The sequence below is a fragment of the Pedobacter sp. MC2016-05 genome, assembly GCF_026239735.1.
GTDB lineage: Bacteria > Bacteroidota > Bacteroidia > Sphingobacteriales > Sphingobacteriaceae > Pedobacter.
On record NZ_JAPIVT010000015.1, the window covers coordinates 83,000 to 98,670 of the forward strand.

The following is a 15,671-nucleotide window of genomic DNA, read 5'->3' on the forward strand; positions in this document are numbered from 1 at the left end:
TGTTTTATCGTATCAAGTAGCAGATCAAGCATCATGACAGAACGCTTGAGTGTTTGCTATCAATTGTTTTTAATATTTTTCGCCACGGAAACTCGGATTTACACTGAATTAGGTACCCTAGTTTTCCGTGGCTGGTTAACTATTTCTATGTTTTTAACCTTGGGTTTTGCCTCAAACCTTTCGCCGTTCATGCTTCCACCTGATTAGGCTGTATGCTGCAGCTTGATAATCTTTTTGTTTCTGCTCTCTTTAATGAAATTTCCGATGATATTTGTTAATGCATTTGTTTCAATCAGGAAGCCATCATGACCATATTCAGAATGAATGGAGGCAAATTCCGCATCGTTAATATGATCAGCTAAAAATTTCTGCTCTGAAATTGGGAACAGGAAGTCATTTTCAATTCCAATAACCAAAGTATTTGCTTTAATCAGTTTCAAAGCCTCTGCAATTGATTTACGGTTGCGACCAACATTGTGGCTATCCATCGCTTTAGTTAAATAATAATAACTATAAGCATTAAAACGGTTTATCAATTTCTCTCCCTGATAATTTTGGTATGATGAAGCCCTAAAATTATCCGTTTTATCGTTTACGCTTTCTACTTGCGTATTCCCATAGGCATGGTAAGTTCTATAGCTTAAAAGCGCAATGCTACGAGCCGTTTTAAGTCCTTTACTACCCCCATCTGGCTGGTTGGCGTAAAAAGTTCTATCGGTGGTAATCGCCAAACGCTGACTTTCATTAAAAGCAATTCCCCACGGAGAATGAACTGCATTTGTAGCGACCAAAATAAGATTTTCAATTCTGTTCGCCTCAATTATTCCCCATTCTACTGCCTGCTGACCGCCTAGAGAACCGCCAATTAATAATTTGATGTTTCCAATTCCTAAATGATCGGCCAATAGTTGGTGAGCAGATACAAAATCGCGGATAGTAAATTGCGGGAAAGATAGATAATAAGGTAAGCCGTTTACAGGATTAGTACTTAAAGGATTGGTTGTTCCGTAGTTCGAACCCAAAACATTCGCACAAACGATATAATGTTCTTCCGGATTAAACAAAGCATTTTGCCCAAATAAACCTTCCCACCACTCGAAAACATCGGCATTCGCGGTTAAAGCATGACAAACCCAAATTACATTGTCTTTATTGGCATTTAACTTTCCATAAGTTTGATAAGCGATTTGCAGGTTGCGGATTTTCTTTCCGTTTTCTAGTTTGAATTGTTTAGGATAACTATATGTTGATGACGTGCTCATTATAAGATTGTAAAATGCGGTAACTAAAATCTGGTTTAAGCTTGTAAACTTTCAGCAGTTGCTTGGGCGCTGATCGTAGCAAATGCCTGCTCAAAATCTGCTTTGATATCGTCGATATGCTCGATACCTACTGAAACCCTCAACGCATTTGGTTTTACACCTGCTGCTAATTGCTCTGCTTCACTTAATTGTTGGTGTGTAGTTGCTGATGGCTGAATAATTAAAGTTTTGGCATCGCCGACATTTGCCAGGTGAGAAACCAGCTTTAAATTATCGATAACTTGAGTCGCGTTTTCCTTTGTGCCGTTTAACTCGAAAGATAACACACCGCCAAAACCATTGCTTAAGTATTTTTTTGCCAAATTGTTATATTTACTGCTCGCTAAACCTGGATAATGAACTTCTTTAACAAGCGGATGATTTTCTAACCAGGTGGCCAACTCCAAAGCATTATCAACATGGCGTTGTACACGAAGGGATAAAGTTTCTAAACCTTGCAATAAAAGGAATGAATTGAAAGGCGAAAGGGCAGGACCCAAATCTCTTAAACCCTCAACCCGAGCACGAATAATGAATTGAATGTTACCAAATGGTCCAGCGATGCCAAAAACATCATTAAAAACCAATCCATGATAACCTTCAGATGGTTCGGTGAACTGAGGGAATTTTCCATTGCCCCAATTATAATTTCCACCATCAACAATTACGCCTCCGATGCTGGTTCCATGTCCGCCAATCCATTTTGTTGCCGATTCTACCACGATATTAGCGCCCTGTTCCAAAGGTTTAAATAAATATCCTCCTGCACCAAAAGTATTGTCCACTATAAAAGGAAGATCGTATTTCTTCGCTATTGCTGCAATCTTCTCAAAGTCAGGAATGCTGAAAGCAGGATTTCCAATCGTTTCTAAATAGATAGCTTTTGTTTTCTCTGTTATCTTTTGCTCGAACTCTTCTGGCACATCTGGACTTGCAAAATCTACATGGATACCTAGGCGCTTGAAAGCCACCTTAAATTGATTGTAAGTTCCGCCGTAAATATGTGATGAGGAAATAATGCTATCTCCCGCCTCTAAAATATTATGCAATGCAATAAACTGCGCCGCCTGACCAGATGCTGTGGCTAAAGCTGCAACTCCACCTTCCAATGCCGCGATTCTTTTTTCAAAAACGTCAGTCGTTGGGTTCATTAAACGCGTATAGATATTGCCAAATTCTTTTAATGCGAAAAGATTAGCACCATGTTCGGCATTTTTAAATCCATAAGAGGTAGTTTGGTAAATTGGAACTGCTCTTGATCCTGTGGTTGGGTCTATTTCTTGGCCAGCGTGTAACTGTAGTGTTTCAAATTTATATGAAGTTGACATAATTTCTAAATGAGTGATTAAATGAATGTTGAATATTGATTTCAAGCTTATGGTTATAAAATTTTATCACCATAAATCAAGATAATTTTGTAGGGCGTATCCCGATCTATCGGGACCTTCCAATTTGAAAAAGAAACAAAGGAGGAAGATTTTTAAATTACTGTATGCAACAGCACATACAAGTAATCGCCTGCATATCACAACAAATCAATAAAATAGAAGAATTTTCTACCTTTTTGAGGTTTAGCCTAAGTTCGCTTTGCGATTGAAGATTTAATATTTTCATCAGTTCTAATTTATATCTCCAAATAACACCCTGTTACTTGGTCAGGAATTGGCACCTTCTCTTTCTGAGGGTTGCCAGTGGGTCACGGAGCCAGTCTCTCGCCACTTCTTTATAAATCAATCCGATTAAAGATTGACTTTTATTTAGTTGTCTACCAAATAATATTTCAAATGTCTGAATTAATTTCGAAACAACAAAATTAAATTCTGATAATTTATCAAGTACTTGTAAATCAATTTCGTATTTTTAGTTTGAAATCATAAAATGAACTTAACCTTAAAAATTTTATGTTTGTGATACCTATCTAATCATGATGAAAAAAATAAAATCTATTTCCTTGGTACTACTAATTGCAATATCAGGATTAACAGCTCAAGCACAATTCGGGGGATTAAAAGACAAACTATTAAAAGTTGGAACTGCTCAAGGTGCTAAAGCTCTTGGTGTTGATAAATTTTTAAAGCAACCCGCTGCCATTACTACAGCATTTGAAGATGTAAACCGGGAGGGTGAAAAAATGCCAGATTTTAATGCCAAGGCAAAATTTCAGCCGCTATATTTATTGCCTAAAAACCCCGATGGAGGTTTCGTTTTATGTGAGGGTTTTTATGAAATGACGAATAAGAGCTACTGTTTAAAAGCTGGAACTTTTGCGCCCTCGAAAGGGGATGGCTACATGTTTGCGCCTGTTTTAGGTCCGAAAGAAGAGATTGTGGTTTCAATTTTAAAGAGCGCCGAGAAACATCCAGAGGTGGAACAGCATGATATTCAGATTTTGCTTTGGACGATTATTGCCAGAACAAAATTTGCAGATTATGCAGGAACAGTAAAGCTAACAGCATTGAAACTTTTAACACCGAAACAATTAACCCAACTGGAAGGCGGTGCCTTAGGTATTTTACCTTTCGATGTGATGGAAAAAGCTAAAGATCAGCTTCCCTCAGGAATTAAAGCGGTTTTCGAGGCTGAAAACAATATCCGTCAACTGGTTTCTTCTGGCAACTATACCTATGCCGATATGGAAAAATACGCCATTATTGCAGGTATGGCACCACCAAGAGCCGATGTGCCAAGTGGGATTTGGACCAAACACCCTGATGGTTATTACGTTCGCTATTTTCCATCTGGTTATTCGGTTACTAAAGTTCAGGTTTATGTGCCGAAAGAATTGCTGGCGAATGGAAACAAAATTGTTTATGATGCTGCAGGCGATATTGCTTGTCCTGCTAATACAGGTTCTCAGCGATTGGCACAAACAAATGAGCCATTAAACGCAAATTACTCCGCAAAATTGGTAACGGTTTGTAATCCTAAATAGATTTTGAAAATGAGCGGGATTGTAATTCTTATCGATTTGCAGCCCCGCTTTTTGCTCTAGCCCCGATGAAAAAATCTGGGGGCTGCCGCTACAATCGTGTTTAATAACAAAGGATTGTCCGCATGCCCTTTTCTGGCGTTCGTATGTGAGAGGCAATAAGCAATCTTATGTCATTTGCTATAACCCATAGTTTAAGATTGCTTCGTGCCTCGCAATGACGGGCTAAATTACCCCAATGCTTGTTCTAAATCAGCAATAATATCATCCACGTGCTCCAAGCCAACGGAAATTCTTAAAAGATTTTTTGGGGTTTTACTGTCTGGCCCCTCAACTGAATAACGGTGTTCAATTAAACTTTCTACACCACCTAAGCTCGTTGCCTGCGCAAATAACTTTACTTTATTAACCACTCTGCTAGTTTCTTCCACATCACTTTTAACTAGGAACGACATCATTCCGCCAAAATCTTTCATTTGTTTTTTTGCAATTTCGTGTTGAGGGTGCGTTTCTAGTCCAGGGAAGAAGACTGCCTCTACCTTTGGATGATTAACCAAATATTGCGCAACTAGTTTCCCGTTTTCGCAATGACCTTTCATGCGGTAAGCCAAGGTTTTTATACTTCTACAGAGTAGGTAACAATCAAACGGCGAAGGGACCGCCCCACCGGTTTGCTGTATGTTTTTGATTCTTTCCCAAAGCTCGTCTTTTTTGGCGGTTACCAAAATTCCACCTAAAACATCGCTGTGGCCACCCAAATATTTGGTGCTGCTATGCATCACAATATCAGCCCCTAATAAAATTGGATTCTGTAAAACAGGAGAGGCGAAGGTGCTATCGCAAGCGAAAGTAATGTTGTTTTGCTTTGCAATTTTCCCAATTTCTTCGATGTCTGTAATCTTTAATAATGGGTTTGATGGTGTTTCAATCCAGATTAATTTGGTGTTTGATTTTATACTCGATTTAATTAATTCCAAATCTGTTTGGTCAACAAAATCGAATTCTAAAACTTCGTTAAATATGGTTAGAAGCTGCTTTTTTATTCCCCAATACATATCATCAGGAGCGATAATATGGCTACCAGGTTTTAATGCCTGGAACAAACTCATTCCACAATTATTTCCAGAAGCAAAAGCCGCCGCATCTTCTCCGTATTCTAATTTAGCTACAGTGTTTTCTAAAGCAGACCTGTTTGGGTTGCTCACGCGACTATACATGTGTCCACCCGGATAACCTCCATGCTCATCACGAAAAAAAGTTGTTGATAAATTTATGGGCGGCGTAACATCGCCAGTAGCATTTTTAATAAGATTAGAGGCGTGAATAGCAAGGGTTTCTGGCTTCATGATGATATGATTTTTATGCAAGTTAATCGCAACGCAATTTAATAATTTGGCGCTAATTTAAGGTTCGTAATTGTTTTGGCAAGATTTATGTAATCAGTTTCGCGAAAATTAATTTAAACTGAAATGAAAAGATTATTTATAGCTATCGCAATAGCATGTTCTACCTTAATAATGTTACAAAGTTGTAATACGGCGAAAAGAGTAACAGCAGGTGTAACGGGTAGCAGAGGTACAGTTGTTCGCGAGTGGGTGGTAAGCAATGTTGCCTTAGAGGGTTTACCTGATGGCGCTGTTCAGGGTTTATTCGGAGAAAAATCATATAAGTGTTTCCAAGGTAGTACCTGGAATTTAACAAACAGCGGTAACGGTTCTTATACTTTACCTGCATCAAGTACATGTGGTTCGGTAATGCAGACTATTTTCTGGTCGGCTGCCCCAAAAGAAGAAACTTTTCAATTTAAGAAAATATACGAAGGCGATAAAGCTAAAAACGTTACAGAAGGTTACCGTTTAGTTTTAACGGAACTTTCGAGCACACAAATGGTTATGAAATCTCCTATTGAGTTTGGTGGTAAAACAGCAAACATCATTTTAACTTTCGTACCTGCGGCAAGATAATTCATCTACTTGCCAAATAATGCGAAGAGCACTTCTAAAAAGAGGTGCTTTTTTTGTTTAGTTACTTTGTTCAATAGTTCATTAGTATGGCGCCTAACCTAATGACTAATTAACCAATCGGCCAGTGAACTATTCGTTTGTTACAACAAAATGATTTTCAAATCGACCCAATATTGTACTTTTGTGCAAAATAAATCAGGAATGAATACAACTGAGCAAGTTGAAAAAATATTAGCTGATACTTCATTATCAACTGAACTACAAAACATAGCACATAAAGTTCTCCATAAAGAACGTATTACTTTTGATGAAGGCGTTTATCTTTACGAGCATGCAGAATTAGGTTATTTGGGTGTTTTGGCAAACTTCATCCGTGAGGAAAAGCATGGTGACAAGACTTATTTCAATCGCAATTTCCATTTAGAGCCCACAAATCTTTGTGTTTACGATTGTAAGTTTTGTTCTTATTCCCGTTTAATAAAGCAAAAGGAAGAAGGCTGGGCCTTAACGATGGAGCAAATGCTTGATATTGTAAAAAAGTATGATGATGAACCGGTAACCGAAGTGCATATTGTTGGAGGTGTTTTGCCTCAATATGATGTGGCTTTTTACTCTGCATTATTTACTGCAATTAGAGCGCATCGTCCTGATTTACACGTTAAAGCGTTAACGCCTGTTGAGTACCACTATATTTTCAAAAAAGCGAAGATTGATTATGCTACGGGCATGAAGCTGATGAAAGATGCTGGTTTACAATCTATGCCAGGCGGTGGTGCCGAGATTTTTCATCCTGAAATACGAGAGCAAATTGCTAAAGATAAGTGTACAGGCGAACAATGGCTGGCTATACATGAAGAATGGCATAAATTAGGGATGAGAAGTAATGCAACGATGCTTTATGGCCATGTAGAAGAGTTTAAACACCGTGTTGACCACATGGAAAAACTCCGTGATTTGCAGGATAGAACTGGCGGTTTTCAAACCTTTATTCCTCTAAAATTCAGGAACCAACACAATCAAATGAGCAATGTAGCCGAATCTTCAGTGATAGAAGATTTGAGGAATTATGCCATCGCCCGTATTTACATGGATAATTTTGACCATATCAAAGCTTATTGGGCAATGATTAGTCGCGAAACGGCCCAACTGTCGTTAAATTATGGTGTCGATGATATTGATGGAACCTTAGATGACACTACAAAAATTTATTCTATGGCTGGTGCTGAGGAGCAAACCCCTGCAATGAGTACCCGCGAATTAGTAGAATTGATTAAGCAGGTTGGGCGTAGAGCTATAGAACGTGATACCTTATATAACGTAGTTACCGACTTCGAAAATGTTGTTTTTGAAGAAGAAAAGAAACCAGCTTATTATAAGTTGCCAGTCGTAAATTAATGATAGAATGAGTGAATGACAGAATAAGTGAATTATGGCGATACGCTCAGTTTAATTCAAAAATTAATCATTCAATAAATTTAAAAAATGAAGAGTATTTATATTATCCGCCACGGCGAAACAGAACTTAACAGACAGGGAATAGTACAAGGCAGAGGTATAAATTCAGACTTAAACGATACAGGAAGGGCACAGGCTGAGGCTTTTTATCAAAAATATAAGGATATTCCTTTCGATAAAATTTATACTTCTGAATTAAAACGTACCTGGCAAACCGTTCAAAAATTTATTGATGCCGGATTACCGTGGGAAAAACTTTCTGGTTTAGATGAATTAGCTTGGGGAGTTTGGGAAGGCAAGCCGAATACGGAAGATTCTAGAGATGCTTTTCGTGAAATGTTGCAAGCATGGGAAGACGGTAATTACGCTGCCCATTTTGAAGGTGGCGAAAGTGTGCAGGATGTTTACGAACGCTTGAAACAACCGATGGAAGTGCTATCCACACGGCCTGAAGAAGAAACCGTTTTACTTTGTATGCATGGCAGGGCAATGCGTGTGTTTCTTTGCCTTCTTCTTGATAAACCGCTAAGCGAAATGACAGAGTTTCCGCATCAAAATACGGTTTTGTATAAAATGGGATTTGAAGATGGAAAGTTTACCGTTCTTGAATTTAATAGTGCCATTCATTTGGATGGTTTAGTGATTGGGTAACCTGCTTAACGCCAAACGCGTAGCGCAAAACATATATAAACCATTGAATAAGATTAAAATATCGGCTGTTGCCTATACCAACACCAAAGCTTTTATATACGGATTAGAGCATTCGGATATCATTAATAAGATAGAATTAAGTTTAGATATTCCTTCAGATTGCGCTGCCAAAGTAATTAGTGGTGAGGTAGATATGGGTTTAATGCCCGTGGCTGCAATCCCCTTAGTTCCAAATGCGAATATTGTTGCAGACTATTGTATCGGTAGCGATGGCGCAGTTAATTCTGTGTTTATTTTTAGTGATGTTCCAGTTGACGAAATCAAAACCTTAAGGCTAGATTCTCATTCAAGAACTTCTAATAATCTGGCTAAAGTGCTGTTGAAATTTTATTGGAAACAAGAAGTAGAATTTACAAAAGACCCTGCTGCAAAGACTGATGCCGTTGTTTTGATAGGTGATAGAACCTTTGGAAAAAAAGATGATTATGCTTTTGCTTATGATATGGGGCAGGAGTGGAAGAACTTTACCGGTCTCCCTTTTATGTATGCAGCCTGGGTAGCTAACAAAGAAATATCACCAGCCTTTAAACAAGAATTTAATGCTGCTCTAAAACTTGGTTTAGCAAACAGAAATGAAATTTTGAAAGACTTACCGCACACAAATAATTTCGATTTAGAAGATTACTTGTATCATAAACTCCAGTTTGAGGTTACCGAAGATAGAAAGAAAGCAATGAAATTGTTTTTAGGCTATATTGAGGAGTTGGAGAAAGAAAAAGTTTAAACCAGATTTTATATATTATTTAAATCGTCAAGCAGTTAGAAGAGTTTAAATCTTATCCGAAATATTTAGAAAACTTAAACGTGGCAAAACTAATAAAAAAAGGCAATCCCTATTTTTTGGAATTGCCTTTTAAATTTTAATGTGCTTTCATTTTTCCAGCAATGGTTTCCAGCTTACTTTTTAACTTTGACAATGCACCGGTAAGTGCCAAATCATAGTTATTTCCCAGGTTTGCTACAGCGATTGGTTCTTTTCCAGCAATTTTTGCCTCAATTAAGCAACGTTTGTCATCCAAGCCTTCTTTACTGCCGTTCTCATCAGATAGATGCACCTCTAAGCGGGTAATTAAATCGTCAAACCTTCCTAATGCGTCATTAATGGCTCCTTTAATTTTATCTTCGTATTCCTGGTGAATGGTTAAATTTTTGTCGGTATTCAGTTGAATCGTCATAGTAAAAAGATTAAGTTAAATATAATAGCTTAACAGTTCAGGTGAAGAAACGTTTTTAAAATACGATAAATAAATGCCCCTTTCTGCAAACACGCTAATATTTTATATCGGCTGGAATGTAATTGTCTAAGCCTCTTGCTGGACAAACTTTGTTTTTAAACCAGATAGAAACGACCACGGAGTGCAACGAAGTAAAGTGGATAGCGGGACTGCAGTATCCGATAGGTACAGAACTGTTCATTTTTCATAGGATAGATGATCATTTAAGTTTGCATCAATTAAACGTTACTAACGCTAATCTACACTAGGATATCAAGGTTAGTGACTTTTAAAAGTTCTTTAACAATCTTTCAACTTTTCAACAAAACTGCCGGAGAACGATGAATGATGTTATCTTTATAGCTTTTGCAAATTACTATTAGTTTTGGCTAAAGACACGAATAAAGAAACCCCGTTAATGCAACAATACAACGCTATTAAGGCGAAGTATCCAGGTGCACTTTTACTTTTTAGGGTTGGAGATTTTTACGAAACCTTCGGCGAAGATGCCATAAAAACTGCCCAGATTTTAGGGATTGTACTCACCAGAAGAGGCACAGGACCGAACGGTGGAGCCCTCGAATTAGCAGGTTTCCCTCACCATTCCTTAGATAATTATTTGTCGAAGCTGGTTAGGGCTGGGCAAAGGGTAGCTATCTGCGATCAATTGGAAGATCCGAAGGCAACAAAAACAATCGTGAGACGTGGTGTTACTGAATTGGTTACTCCTGGTGTTGCTTACGGCGATAATATTGTTAATCAGAAATCAAATAATTATCTGGCTTCTGTTTATTTTGATAAAACGCAGATAGGCATTTCGTTTTTAGATATCTCCACGGGAGAATTTATGATTGCTCAAGGTAACAGCGATTATATTGATAAGCTTTTACAAGGCTTTAAACCTACAGAAGTAATCTTTCAAAAATCTAAACGTCAGGCTTTTATAGAGCACTTTGGTGATCGGTTTTATACTTTCGGGTTGGATGAATGGCCCTACACATCAGATTATGCTGAAGAAACTTTAACTAAACATTTTGATGTCGCCTCGCTGAAAGGTTTCGGAGTTGAGCGATTACAAAGTGGAATCATCGCAGCAGGCGTTGTTTTACACTATCTGGGCGAAACGGAACATCGAAATTTACAGCACATCACTTCAATTAGTAGAATTGAGGAAGATCGATACATGTGGTTAGATAGGTTTACTATCCGGAATCTTGAATTGGTAAACTCTGCAAACGACAACGCAGTTACTTTATTCGATATACTTGATCACACTTGTACGCCAATGGGTGCTCGTTTGCTCCAGAAATGGATTATCATGCCTTTGAAGGAATTAAAGCCAATTGAAGAACGCTTGGGCATGGTCGATTTTTTTGTGAAAAATGAAGAAGTTCAACAGGAGTTTCTAACTCATATCAAACAAATCGGCGACATTGAGCGATTGATTTCAAAGGTCGGCTTACAACGTGTTGGACCACGTGAATTGGTCGCGTTGAAGCGGGCTTTGATTCATATTGAGGCAGTTAAGAACCTCGCTGCCAAGTCGAAAAACCCGTTCCTAATCAAAATCGCCGACCAACTAAATCCTTGTTTGGCAATTCGCGACCGGATTGAAAGAGAACTTCAGCCAGAACCGCCAGCATTATTGATTAAAGGAAATGTAATTAATGATGGTATTGATGAAGACTTAGATCGCTTGCGCAAAATCGCTTTTGGCGGTAAAGATTATTTGGTGCAAATACAGAAGCGTGAAGCTGAAGCAACAGGAATTCCCTCACTAAAAATTTCTTTTAATAACGTTTTTGGTTATTATTTAGAGGTTACGCATACCCATAAAGATAAAGTTCCTGAAGGTTGGATTAGGAAACAAACCCTGGTTAACGCCGAGCGATACATTACGCCAGAACTTAAGGAATACGAAGAGCAGATTTTAGGGGCTGAAGAGAAAATTCAAGCCATTGAAATTAGGTTGTATAACGAATTAATGTACGAAACGGCTAGTTATATCAAACCGATTCAACTCAATTCGTTTTTGATTGCGCAATTGGATTGCTTGTTGTGTTTTGCTCAACTGGCAGAGAAAAACCATTACACTAAACCGACTGTAAATAAAGAAAAAGTCCTTGATATTAAGGGTGGCCGACATCCTGTTATCGAAAAGCAATTGCCAGTTGGCCAAGAATACATCACCAACGATGTTTATTTAGATACTGATTCGCAACAGATTATTATGATTACCGGACCAAACATGGCGGGTAAATCAGCAATTTTGAGACAGACCGCTTTGATTGTTTTAATGGCCCAAATGGGAAGTTTTGTTCCTGCTAAAGCTGCTGACGTCGGTTTGGTAGATAAAATTTTCACTCGTGTTGGCGCATCTGATAACATCTCTTCTGGCGAGAGTACTTTCATGGTGGAGATGAATGAAACGGCCAGTATTTTAAATAACATTTCGGATAATAGTTTGATTCTGTTGGATGAAATAGGTCGCGGAACAAGTACCTACGATGGTATTTCGATTGCCTGGGCCATTGCAGAGTTTTTGCATCAACATCCAACCTCTCGTCCGAAAACTTTATTTGCAACACACTACCACGAATTAAACGAATTGGCTAACACGATGCCTCGTATTAAAAACTTCAACGTTTCAGTTAAGGAGATGACTAATAAAGTGATCTTCTTAAGAAAACTGGTCCCGGGTGGAAGTGAGCATAGTTTCGGTATCCATGTGGCGAAAATGGCCGGGATGCCACCGAAGTTAATTGGTAGAGCAAATGAGATTTTGAAGAAACTCGAAATCGATAGGACAGAGGGGCAAAGTATCAAAGACAGCATCAAAAAGGTTCAAAATCAAGCTTACCAACTACAAATGTTCGCTATTGACGATCCTGTTTTGGTTAAGATTCGCGATGCGCTGAATAATCTGGACGTAAATGCGTTGACACCAGTTGAGGCTTTGTTGAAGTTGGATGAGATACAAAGATTGATAAAAAATTAGGGATTATTTGATGCCTGCTGAAAAAATTAAAATCCTTTTTGTTTGCACTATCAATCGAATGAGAAGTGCTACTGCCCATAAGATATATGAGCGTGGCGATAGATTTGAAGTTAAATCTGCAGGAACAGATACATCTGCCAGTGTTGTAATTTCAAGTGATTTATTAGTATGGGCAGATAGTATAGTTGTTATGGAAAGACATCATCGGAATTTTATCCGAAAGAGCTATCCAGAAATTTACAACAACAAGAAAACATGCTGTTTATATATTCCAGACGATTATGATTACATGCAGCCTGAATTAATAAATATTTTGGAATATAAATTTGAAGATGTATTTAAGCGAGGATTAATATGATAAAAACGAGAAACTCCTTTTGGTTAATCTTAACACTCTCACTTGTCTTAACCGCCTGTGGTTCCAGAAAATATACCGTTAAAAACGACACGAAAGCAGCAAAAGCAGCTGATGCGATGTCGAATTTGAAGAGTAAACAACTTTACAAATTCATTACCGATTGGACTGGTGTGAAATATCGTTTCGGTGGATTAGATAAAAATGGAATCGATTGCTCAGGTTTTGCTTTTTTATTGGAGAAAGAAATTTATGGCGTAACCTTACCCCGAATTTCCCGCGACCAAGCCAAAGCTGTAAATAAAAAAAGTATCGATCGTTTACAAGAGGGCGATTTAGTGTTCTTTTCTTTCGGAGGCAATGAGGTAGATCATGTTGGCGTTTATCTGAATAATGGCTTTTTCGTACATGCAAGTACGAATAGAGGTGTTATTGTTGATGATTTGAATTTGCCAGCTTATCAAAGGGTTCTGGTAAAATCGGGTTCGGTTAATTAATAATCCTAATATCCGTTGGTTGAAACCAACGGAAATGACACTGTACAGGTTTATGCTGCATCCATTTCATTGCAGTCTGCTTTAGCTGACTGTAAAAGATAATTTTCAAACTAAAACTCTTCAATCTTCGTTATAAAACTATGCGAATATTTTTTATAATCTGCTTTTCTTTAATTACTTATTCGGTTAATGCACAGGTGAAATTACTTACGCTTGATGATTTGGATAAACGTATCGCTCAAGGAAAAGATACCACTTATGTGATTAATTTCTGGGCAACCTGGTGTTCGCCATGTGTGGCAGAGTTGCCTAATTTTGAAAAATTAAGATTAGCTAACCTTAAAAAGCCTGTAAAAGTCCTTTTGGTGAGTTTAGATTTTAAATCAAAATTGCAGAAAAAAGTTATTCCGTTTGCACAAAAGAATAATATTAAAGCTGAGGTTTTCCTTTTAAATGAGCCAGACCAGCAACAATACATCGAACGAATTGATAAAAAGTGGTCGGGAGCGATACCTGCAACGTTGTTTGTGAATATGAAAGTAAGGCGTTTTTACGAAAAGGAATTCACTGAGCAGGAACTGAAAAATACTTTGTTAAACTTAAAGTAGGATATTATGAAAAATTTATTTCTAATTGGTTTTATGTTGATTTCCAGCTTTGCCGTTGCGCAATCAGAGGGTTATAAAATTGGAGATTTAGTTAAAGATTTTGCATTAAAAAATGTTGATTCGAAAATGGTTTCGCTCGCTAATTACAAAGATGCGAAAGGATATATCGTAGTTTTCACCTGCAATACATGTCCTGTCGCTAAAGGATATCAGGAAAGAGTTTCTGCCTTGAATGCATCGTATGCAAGCAAAGGTTATCCTGTTGTGGCTATCAATCCTAACGATGCTGGTGCCGTTCCTGACGAAAGTTTTGAGAAAATGCAGGCTCTGGCTAAAGAAAAGAATTTTAGCTTTCCTTATCTGTTAGACCCGAATCATGTGGTAACCAAACAATTTGGCGCTTTAAAAACACCTCATGTTTTTGTGTTGAGTAAAACCGATAAAGGAAATGTAGTGGAATATATCGGTTCAATCGATAATGATGCAGAGGGTGAAAATCCAGATAAGGTTAATTATGTTCAGAACGCGATTAGCGAATTATCAGCTGGTAAAAAACCAACAATTTCAAGTACTAAGGCTGTTGGTTGCAGTATAAAATGGAAAAAGGGATAATCGCTTATCCCTTTTCTTAAAGCTCCATCATTGCGAGGCACGAAGCAATCCCATTCAATAAATAAGTTAAGATTGCTATCCCGAAAGGTCGGGAAAAGCTCTACTTCGCAATGACCAAAAGCTAATTAAGCCCCAACCTCATCAAAATTAGTTGCTGTTGCCAACGCTTTCCAGTCTTCCATATCTTTCTGTACATCAGCGATTTTTGTATTTGCAACTTGATAAGCATCCGGACCTAAGAATAAATGCAAGGGCGAATTTTCGCTTTCTGCTGCTGCAATAATTAAATCTGCTGCCTTGGCAGGATCGCCTGGTTGATTATTATTGATCTGTTCCTGATGGGCGATTTGAGATTCACGCACTTCCTTATAAGCATCAATCGGTTTTTTTGGAATAGCAAAGGATCCGGAACTTAAAAACTCCGTTCTAAAATAACCAGGTTCAACAACTGTAGCTTTAATACCAAGTGATTTTACCTCAGCAGCCAAAGATTCTGTGAAACCAGCTACAGCAAATTTTGTGGCGCAGTAAATCCCGAAGCCTGGGAAATTGCCAGAAAAGCCGCCAATTGATGATATGTTGAAAATATGACCAGATTGTTGTCTCCTCATTTGAGGCAGGGCTTTTCTAATTACGTTTAAAGAACCGAAAACGTTTACATCAAAATTCTCACGAGATTCTTTATCACTCAATTCTTCCAAAGCACCAAGCATTCCATAACCAGCATTATTTACTACAACATCCAAATTCCCGAACTTGCTAAGGGTTTGACTTATTGCCGATTCAACGCTTTCTTCATTCATCAAGTTAACTGAAATTGGTAAGAAATTTTCAAATTCTCCAACGGCGTTCGATAAGTCGTTTACGTTTCTAGAAGTTGCGGCAACGTTATATCCGCGGCTTAATAATTTTTTTACTAACGTTAGTCCGAGGCCTTTTGAAGCACCTGTTACGAACCATACTTTTTTATTTTCCATGATTTTTGTTTTTAAATATTTATAAATGATTTATACCATATAAGACATAT

15 protein-coding genes and 1 riboswitch are annotated in these 15,671 nt (G+C 37.8%); of the genes, 10 read left to right on the forward strand and 5 right to left on the reverse strand.

Going from position 1 to position 15,671, the window contains the following annotated elements; all coding sequences use genetic code 11:
* Positions 1-203: 203 nt before the first annotated feature.
* Both OQZ33_RS17410 and OQZ33_RS17415 read right to left on the reverse strand, forming a co-directional pair.
* Entirely contained in the window at positions 204-1,262 is a 1,059-nt protein-coding gene (locus tag OQZ33_RS17410) for a homoserine O-acetyltransferase family protein (protein ID WP_265800455.1), read from the reverse strand.
* A gap of 35 nt (positions 1,263-1,297) precedes the next feature.
* Positions 1,298-2,629: an O-acetylhomoserine aminocarboxypropyltransferase/cysteine synthase family protein gene (locus OQZ33_RS17415; RefSeq protein WP_265800514.1), complete on the reverse strand. Its 1,332-nt coding sequence runs from the start codon at positions 2,627-2,629 to the stop codon at positions 1,298-1,300.
* A gap of 293 nt (positions 2,630-2,922) precedes the next feature.
* A riboswitch (SAM riboswitch) is annotated at positions 2,923-3,033 on the reverse strand.
* Between the two features lie 192 nt (positions 3,034-3,225).
* Here OQZ33_RS17415 and OQZ33_RS17420 point away from each other — a divergent pair.
* On the forward strand, positions 3,226-4,233 hold the full coding sequence (locus tag OQZ33_RS17420) for a hypothetical protein (protein WP_265800456.1): 1,008 nt from the start codon (positions 3,226-3,228) through the stop codon (positions 4,231-4,233).
* 227 nt (positions 4,234-4,460) lie between these two features.
* On the opposite strand, the gene OQZ33_RS17425 is transcribed toward OQZ33_RS17420, so the two are convergent.
* Positions 4,461-5,576: a trans-sulfuration enzyme family protein gene (locus OQZ33_RS17425; protein WP_265800458.1), complete on the reverse strand. Its 1,116-nt coding sequence runs from the start codon at positions 5,574-5,576 to the stop codon at positions 4,461-4,463.
* Between the two features lie 123 nt (positions 5,577-5,699).
* Here OQZ33_RS17425 and OQZ33_RS17430 point away from each other — a divergent pair, with 123 nt between their 5' ends.
* From OQZ33_RS17430 to OQZ33_RS17445, 4 genes are all read left to right on the forward strand, one after another.
* Positions 5,700-6,194 carry a hypothetical protein gene (locus tag OQZ33_RS17430; RefSeq protein ID WP_265800459.1) on the forward strand — a complete coding sequence of 165 codons (495 nt, stop codon included), beginning with the start codon at positions 5,700-5,702 and terminating at the stop codon, positions 6,192-6,194.
* A gap of 201 nt (positions 6,195-6,395) precedes the next feature.
* Complete coding sequence (mqnE, locus tag OQZ33_RS17435) at positions 6,396-7,589, forward strand: aminofutalosine synthase MqnE (protein WP_265800460.1); 1,194 nt, start codon at positions 6,396-6,398, stop codon at positions 7,587-7,589.
* A gap of 87 nt (positions 7,590-7,676) precedes the next feature.
* On the forward strand, positions 7,677-8,300 hold the full coding sequence (locus OQZ33_RS17440) for a histidine phosphatase family protein (RefSeq protein ID WP_265800461.1): 624 nt from the start codon (positions 7,677-7,679) through the stop codon (positions 8,298-8,300).
* A gap of 43 nt (positions 8,301-8,343) precedes the next feature.
* Entirely contained in the window at positions 8,344-9,084 is a 741-nt protein-coding gene (locus tag OQZ33_RS17445; RefSeq protein WP_265800463.1) for a menaquinone biosynthetic enzyme MqnA/MqnD family protein, read from the forward strand.
* 136 nt (positions 9,085-9,220) lie between these two features.
* Here the strand turns inward: OQZ33_RS17445 and OQZ33_RS17450 are convergent, their stop codons facing one another.
* Entirely contained in the window at positions 9,221-9,535 is a 315-nt protein-coding gene (locus tag OQZ33_RS17450; protein WP_265800464.1) for an HPF/RaiA family ribosome-associated protein, read from the reverse strand.
* A gap of 457 nt (positions 9,536-9,992) precedes the next feature.
* Here OQZ33_RS17450 and mutS point away from each other — a divergent pair, with 457 nt between their 5' ends.
* The 5 genes from mutS to OQZ33_RS17475 all read left to right on the forward strand — a co-directional run bounded on the left by mutS (position 9,993) and on the right by OQZ33_RS17475 (position 14,644).
* A complete protein-coding gene (mutS, locus tag OQZ33_RS17455; RefSeq protein WP_265800465.1) occupies positions 9,993-12,572 on the forward strand; it encodes a DNA mismatch repair protein MutS in 2,580 nt (859 codons plus the stop codon).
* A gap of 10 nt (positions 12,573-12,582) precedes the next feature.
* A complete protein-coding gene (locus OQZ33_RS17460) occupies positions 12,583-12,930 on the forward strand; it encodes a low molecular weight protein tyrosine phosphatase family protein (protein ID WP_265800466.1) in 348 nt (115 codons plus the stop codon).
* Positions 12,927-13,424 carry a C40 family peptidase gene (locus tag OQZ33_RS17465; RefSeq protein ID WP_265800467.1) on the forward strand — a complete coding sequence of 166 codons (498 nt, stop codon included), beginning with the start codon at positions 12,927-12,929 and terminating at the stop codon, positions 13,422-13,424. The genes OQZ33_RS17460 and OQZ33_RS17465 overlap by 4 nt, the downstream gene beginning before the upstream one ends.
* Before the next feature lie 140 nt (positions 13,425-13,564).
* Entirely contained in the window at positions 13,565-14,032 is a 468-nt protein-coding gene (locus OQZ33_RS17470) for a TlpA disulfide reductase family protein (RefSeq protein WP_265800468.1), read from the forward strand.
* A gap of 6 nt (positions 14,033-14,038) precedes the next feature.
* Positions 14,039-14,644, forward strand: coding sequence for a thioredoxin family protein (locus OQZ33_RS17475; protein WP_265800469.1), 606 nt, complete (start codon positions 14,039-14,041; stop codon positions 14,642-14,644).
* Between the two features lie 125 nt (positions 14,645-14,769).
* On the opposite strand, the gene OQZ33_RS17480 is transcribed toward OQZ33_RS17475, so the two are convergent.
* Positions 14,770-15,621, reverse strand: a complete 852-nt coding sequence (locus OQZ33_RS17480; protein WP_265800470.1) for an SDR family NAD(P)-dependent oxidoreductase — start codon at positions 15,619-15,621, stop codon at positions 14,770-14,772.
* Positions 15,622-15,671 lie beyond the last annotated feature (50 nt).

What these genes read in the sequence shown, in the direction of transcription:
- OQZ33_RS17410 (WP_265800455.1), bottom strand. Translation starts at nt 1,262, where the DNA reads ATGAGCACGTCATCAACATATAGTTATCCTAAACAATTCAAACTAGAA.
- OQZ33_RS17415 (WP_265800514.1), bottom strand. Translation starts at nt 2,629, where the DNA reads ATGTCAACTTCATATAAATTTGAAACACTACAGTTACACGCTGGCCAA.
- OQZ33_RS17420 (WP_265800456.1), top strand. Translation starts at nt 3,226, where the DNA reads ATGATGAAAAAAATAAAATCTATTTCCTTGGTACTACTAATTGCAATA.
- OQZ33_RS17425 (WP_265800458.1), bottom strand. Translation starts at nt 5,576, where the DNA reads ATGAAGCCAGAAACCCTTGCTATTCACGCCTCTAATCTTATTAAAAAT.
- OQZ33_RS17430 (WP_265800459.1), top strand. Translation starts at nt 5,700, where the DNA reads ATGAAAAGATTATTTATAGCTATCGCAATAGCATGTTCTACCTTAATA.
- mqnE (WP_265800460.1), top strand. Translation starts at nt 6,396, where the DNA reads ATGAATACAACTGAGCAAGTTGAAAAAATATTAGCTGATACTTCATTA.
- OQZ33_RS17440 (WP_265800461.1), top strand. Translation starts at nt 7,677, where the DNA reads ATGAAGAGTATTTATATTATCCGCCACGGCGAAACAGAACTTAACAGA.
- OQZ33_RS17450 (WP_265800464.1), bottom strand. Translation starts at nt 9,535, where the DNA reads ATGACGATTCAACTGAATACCGACAAAAATTTAACCATTCACCAGGAA.
- mutS (WP_265800465.1), top strand. Translation starts at nt 9,993, where the DNA reads ATGCAACAATACAACGCTATTAAGGCGAAGTATCCAGGTGCACTTTTA.
- OQZ33_RS17460 (WP_265800466.1), top strand. Translation starts at nt 12,583, where the DNA reads ATGCCTGCTGAAAAAATTAAAATCCTTTTTGTTTGCACTATCAATCGA.
- OQZ33_RS17465 (WP_265800467.1), top strand. Translation starts at nt 12,927, where the DNA reads ATGATAAAAACGAGAAACTCCTTTTGGTTAATCTTAACACTCTCACTT.
- OQZ33_RS17470 (WP_265800468.1), top strand. Translation starts at nt 13,565, where the DNA reads ATGCGAATATTTTTTATAATCTGCTTTTCTTTAATTACTTATTCGGTT.
- OQZ33_RS17475 (WP_265800469.1), top strand. Translation starts at nt 14,039, where the DNA reads ATGAAAAATTTATTTCTAATTGGTTTTATGTTGATTTCCAGCTTTGCC.
- OQZ33_RS17480 (WP_265800470.1), bottom strand. Translation starts at nt 15,621, where the DNA reads ATGGAAAATAAAAAAGTATGGTTCGTAACAGGTGCTTCAAAAGGCCTC.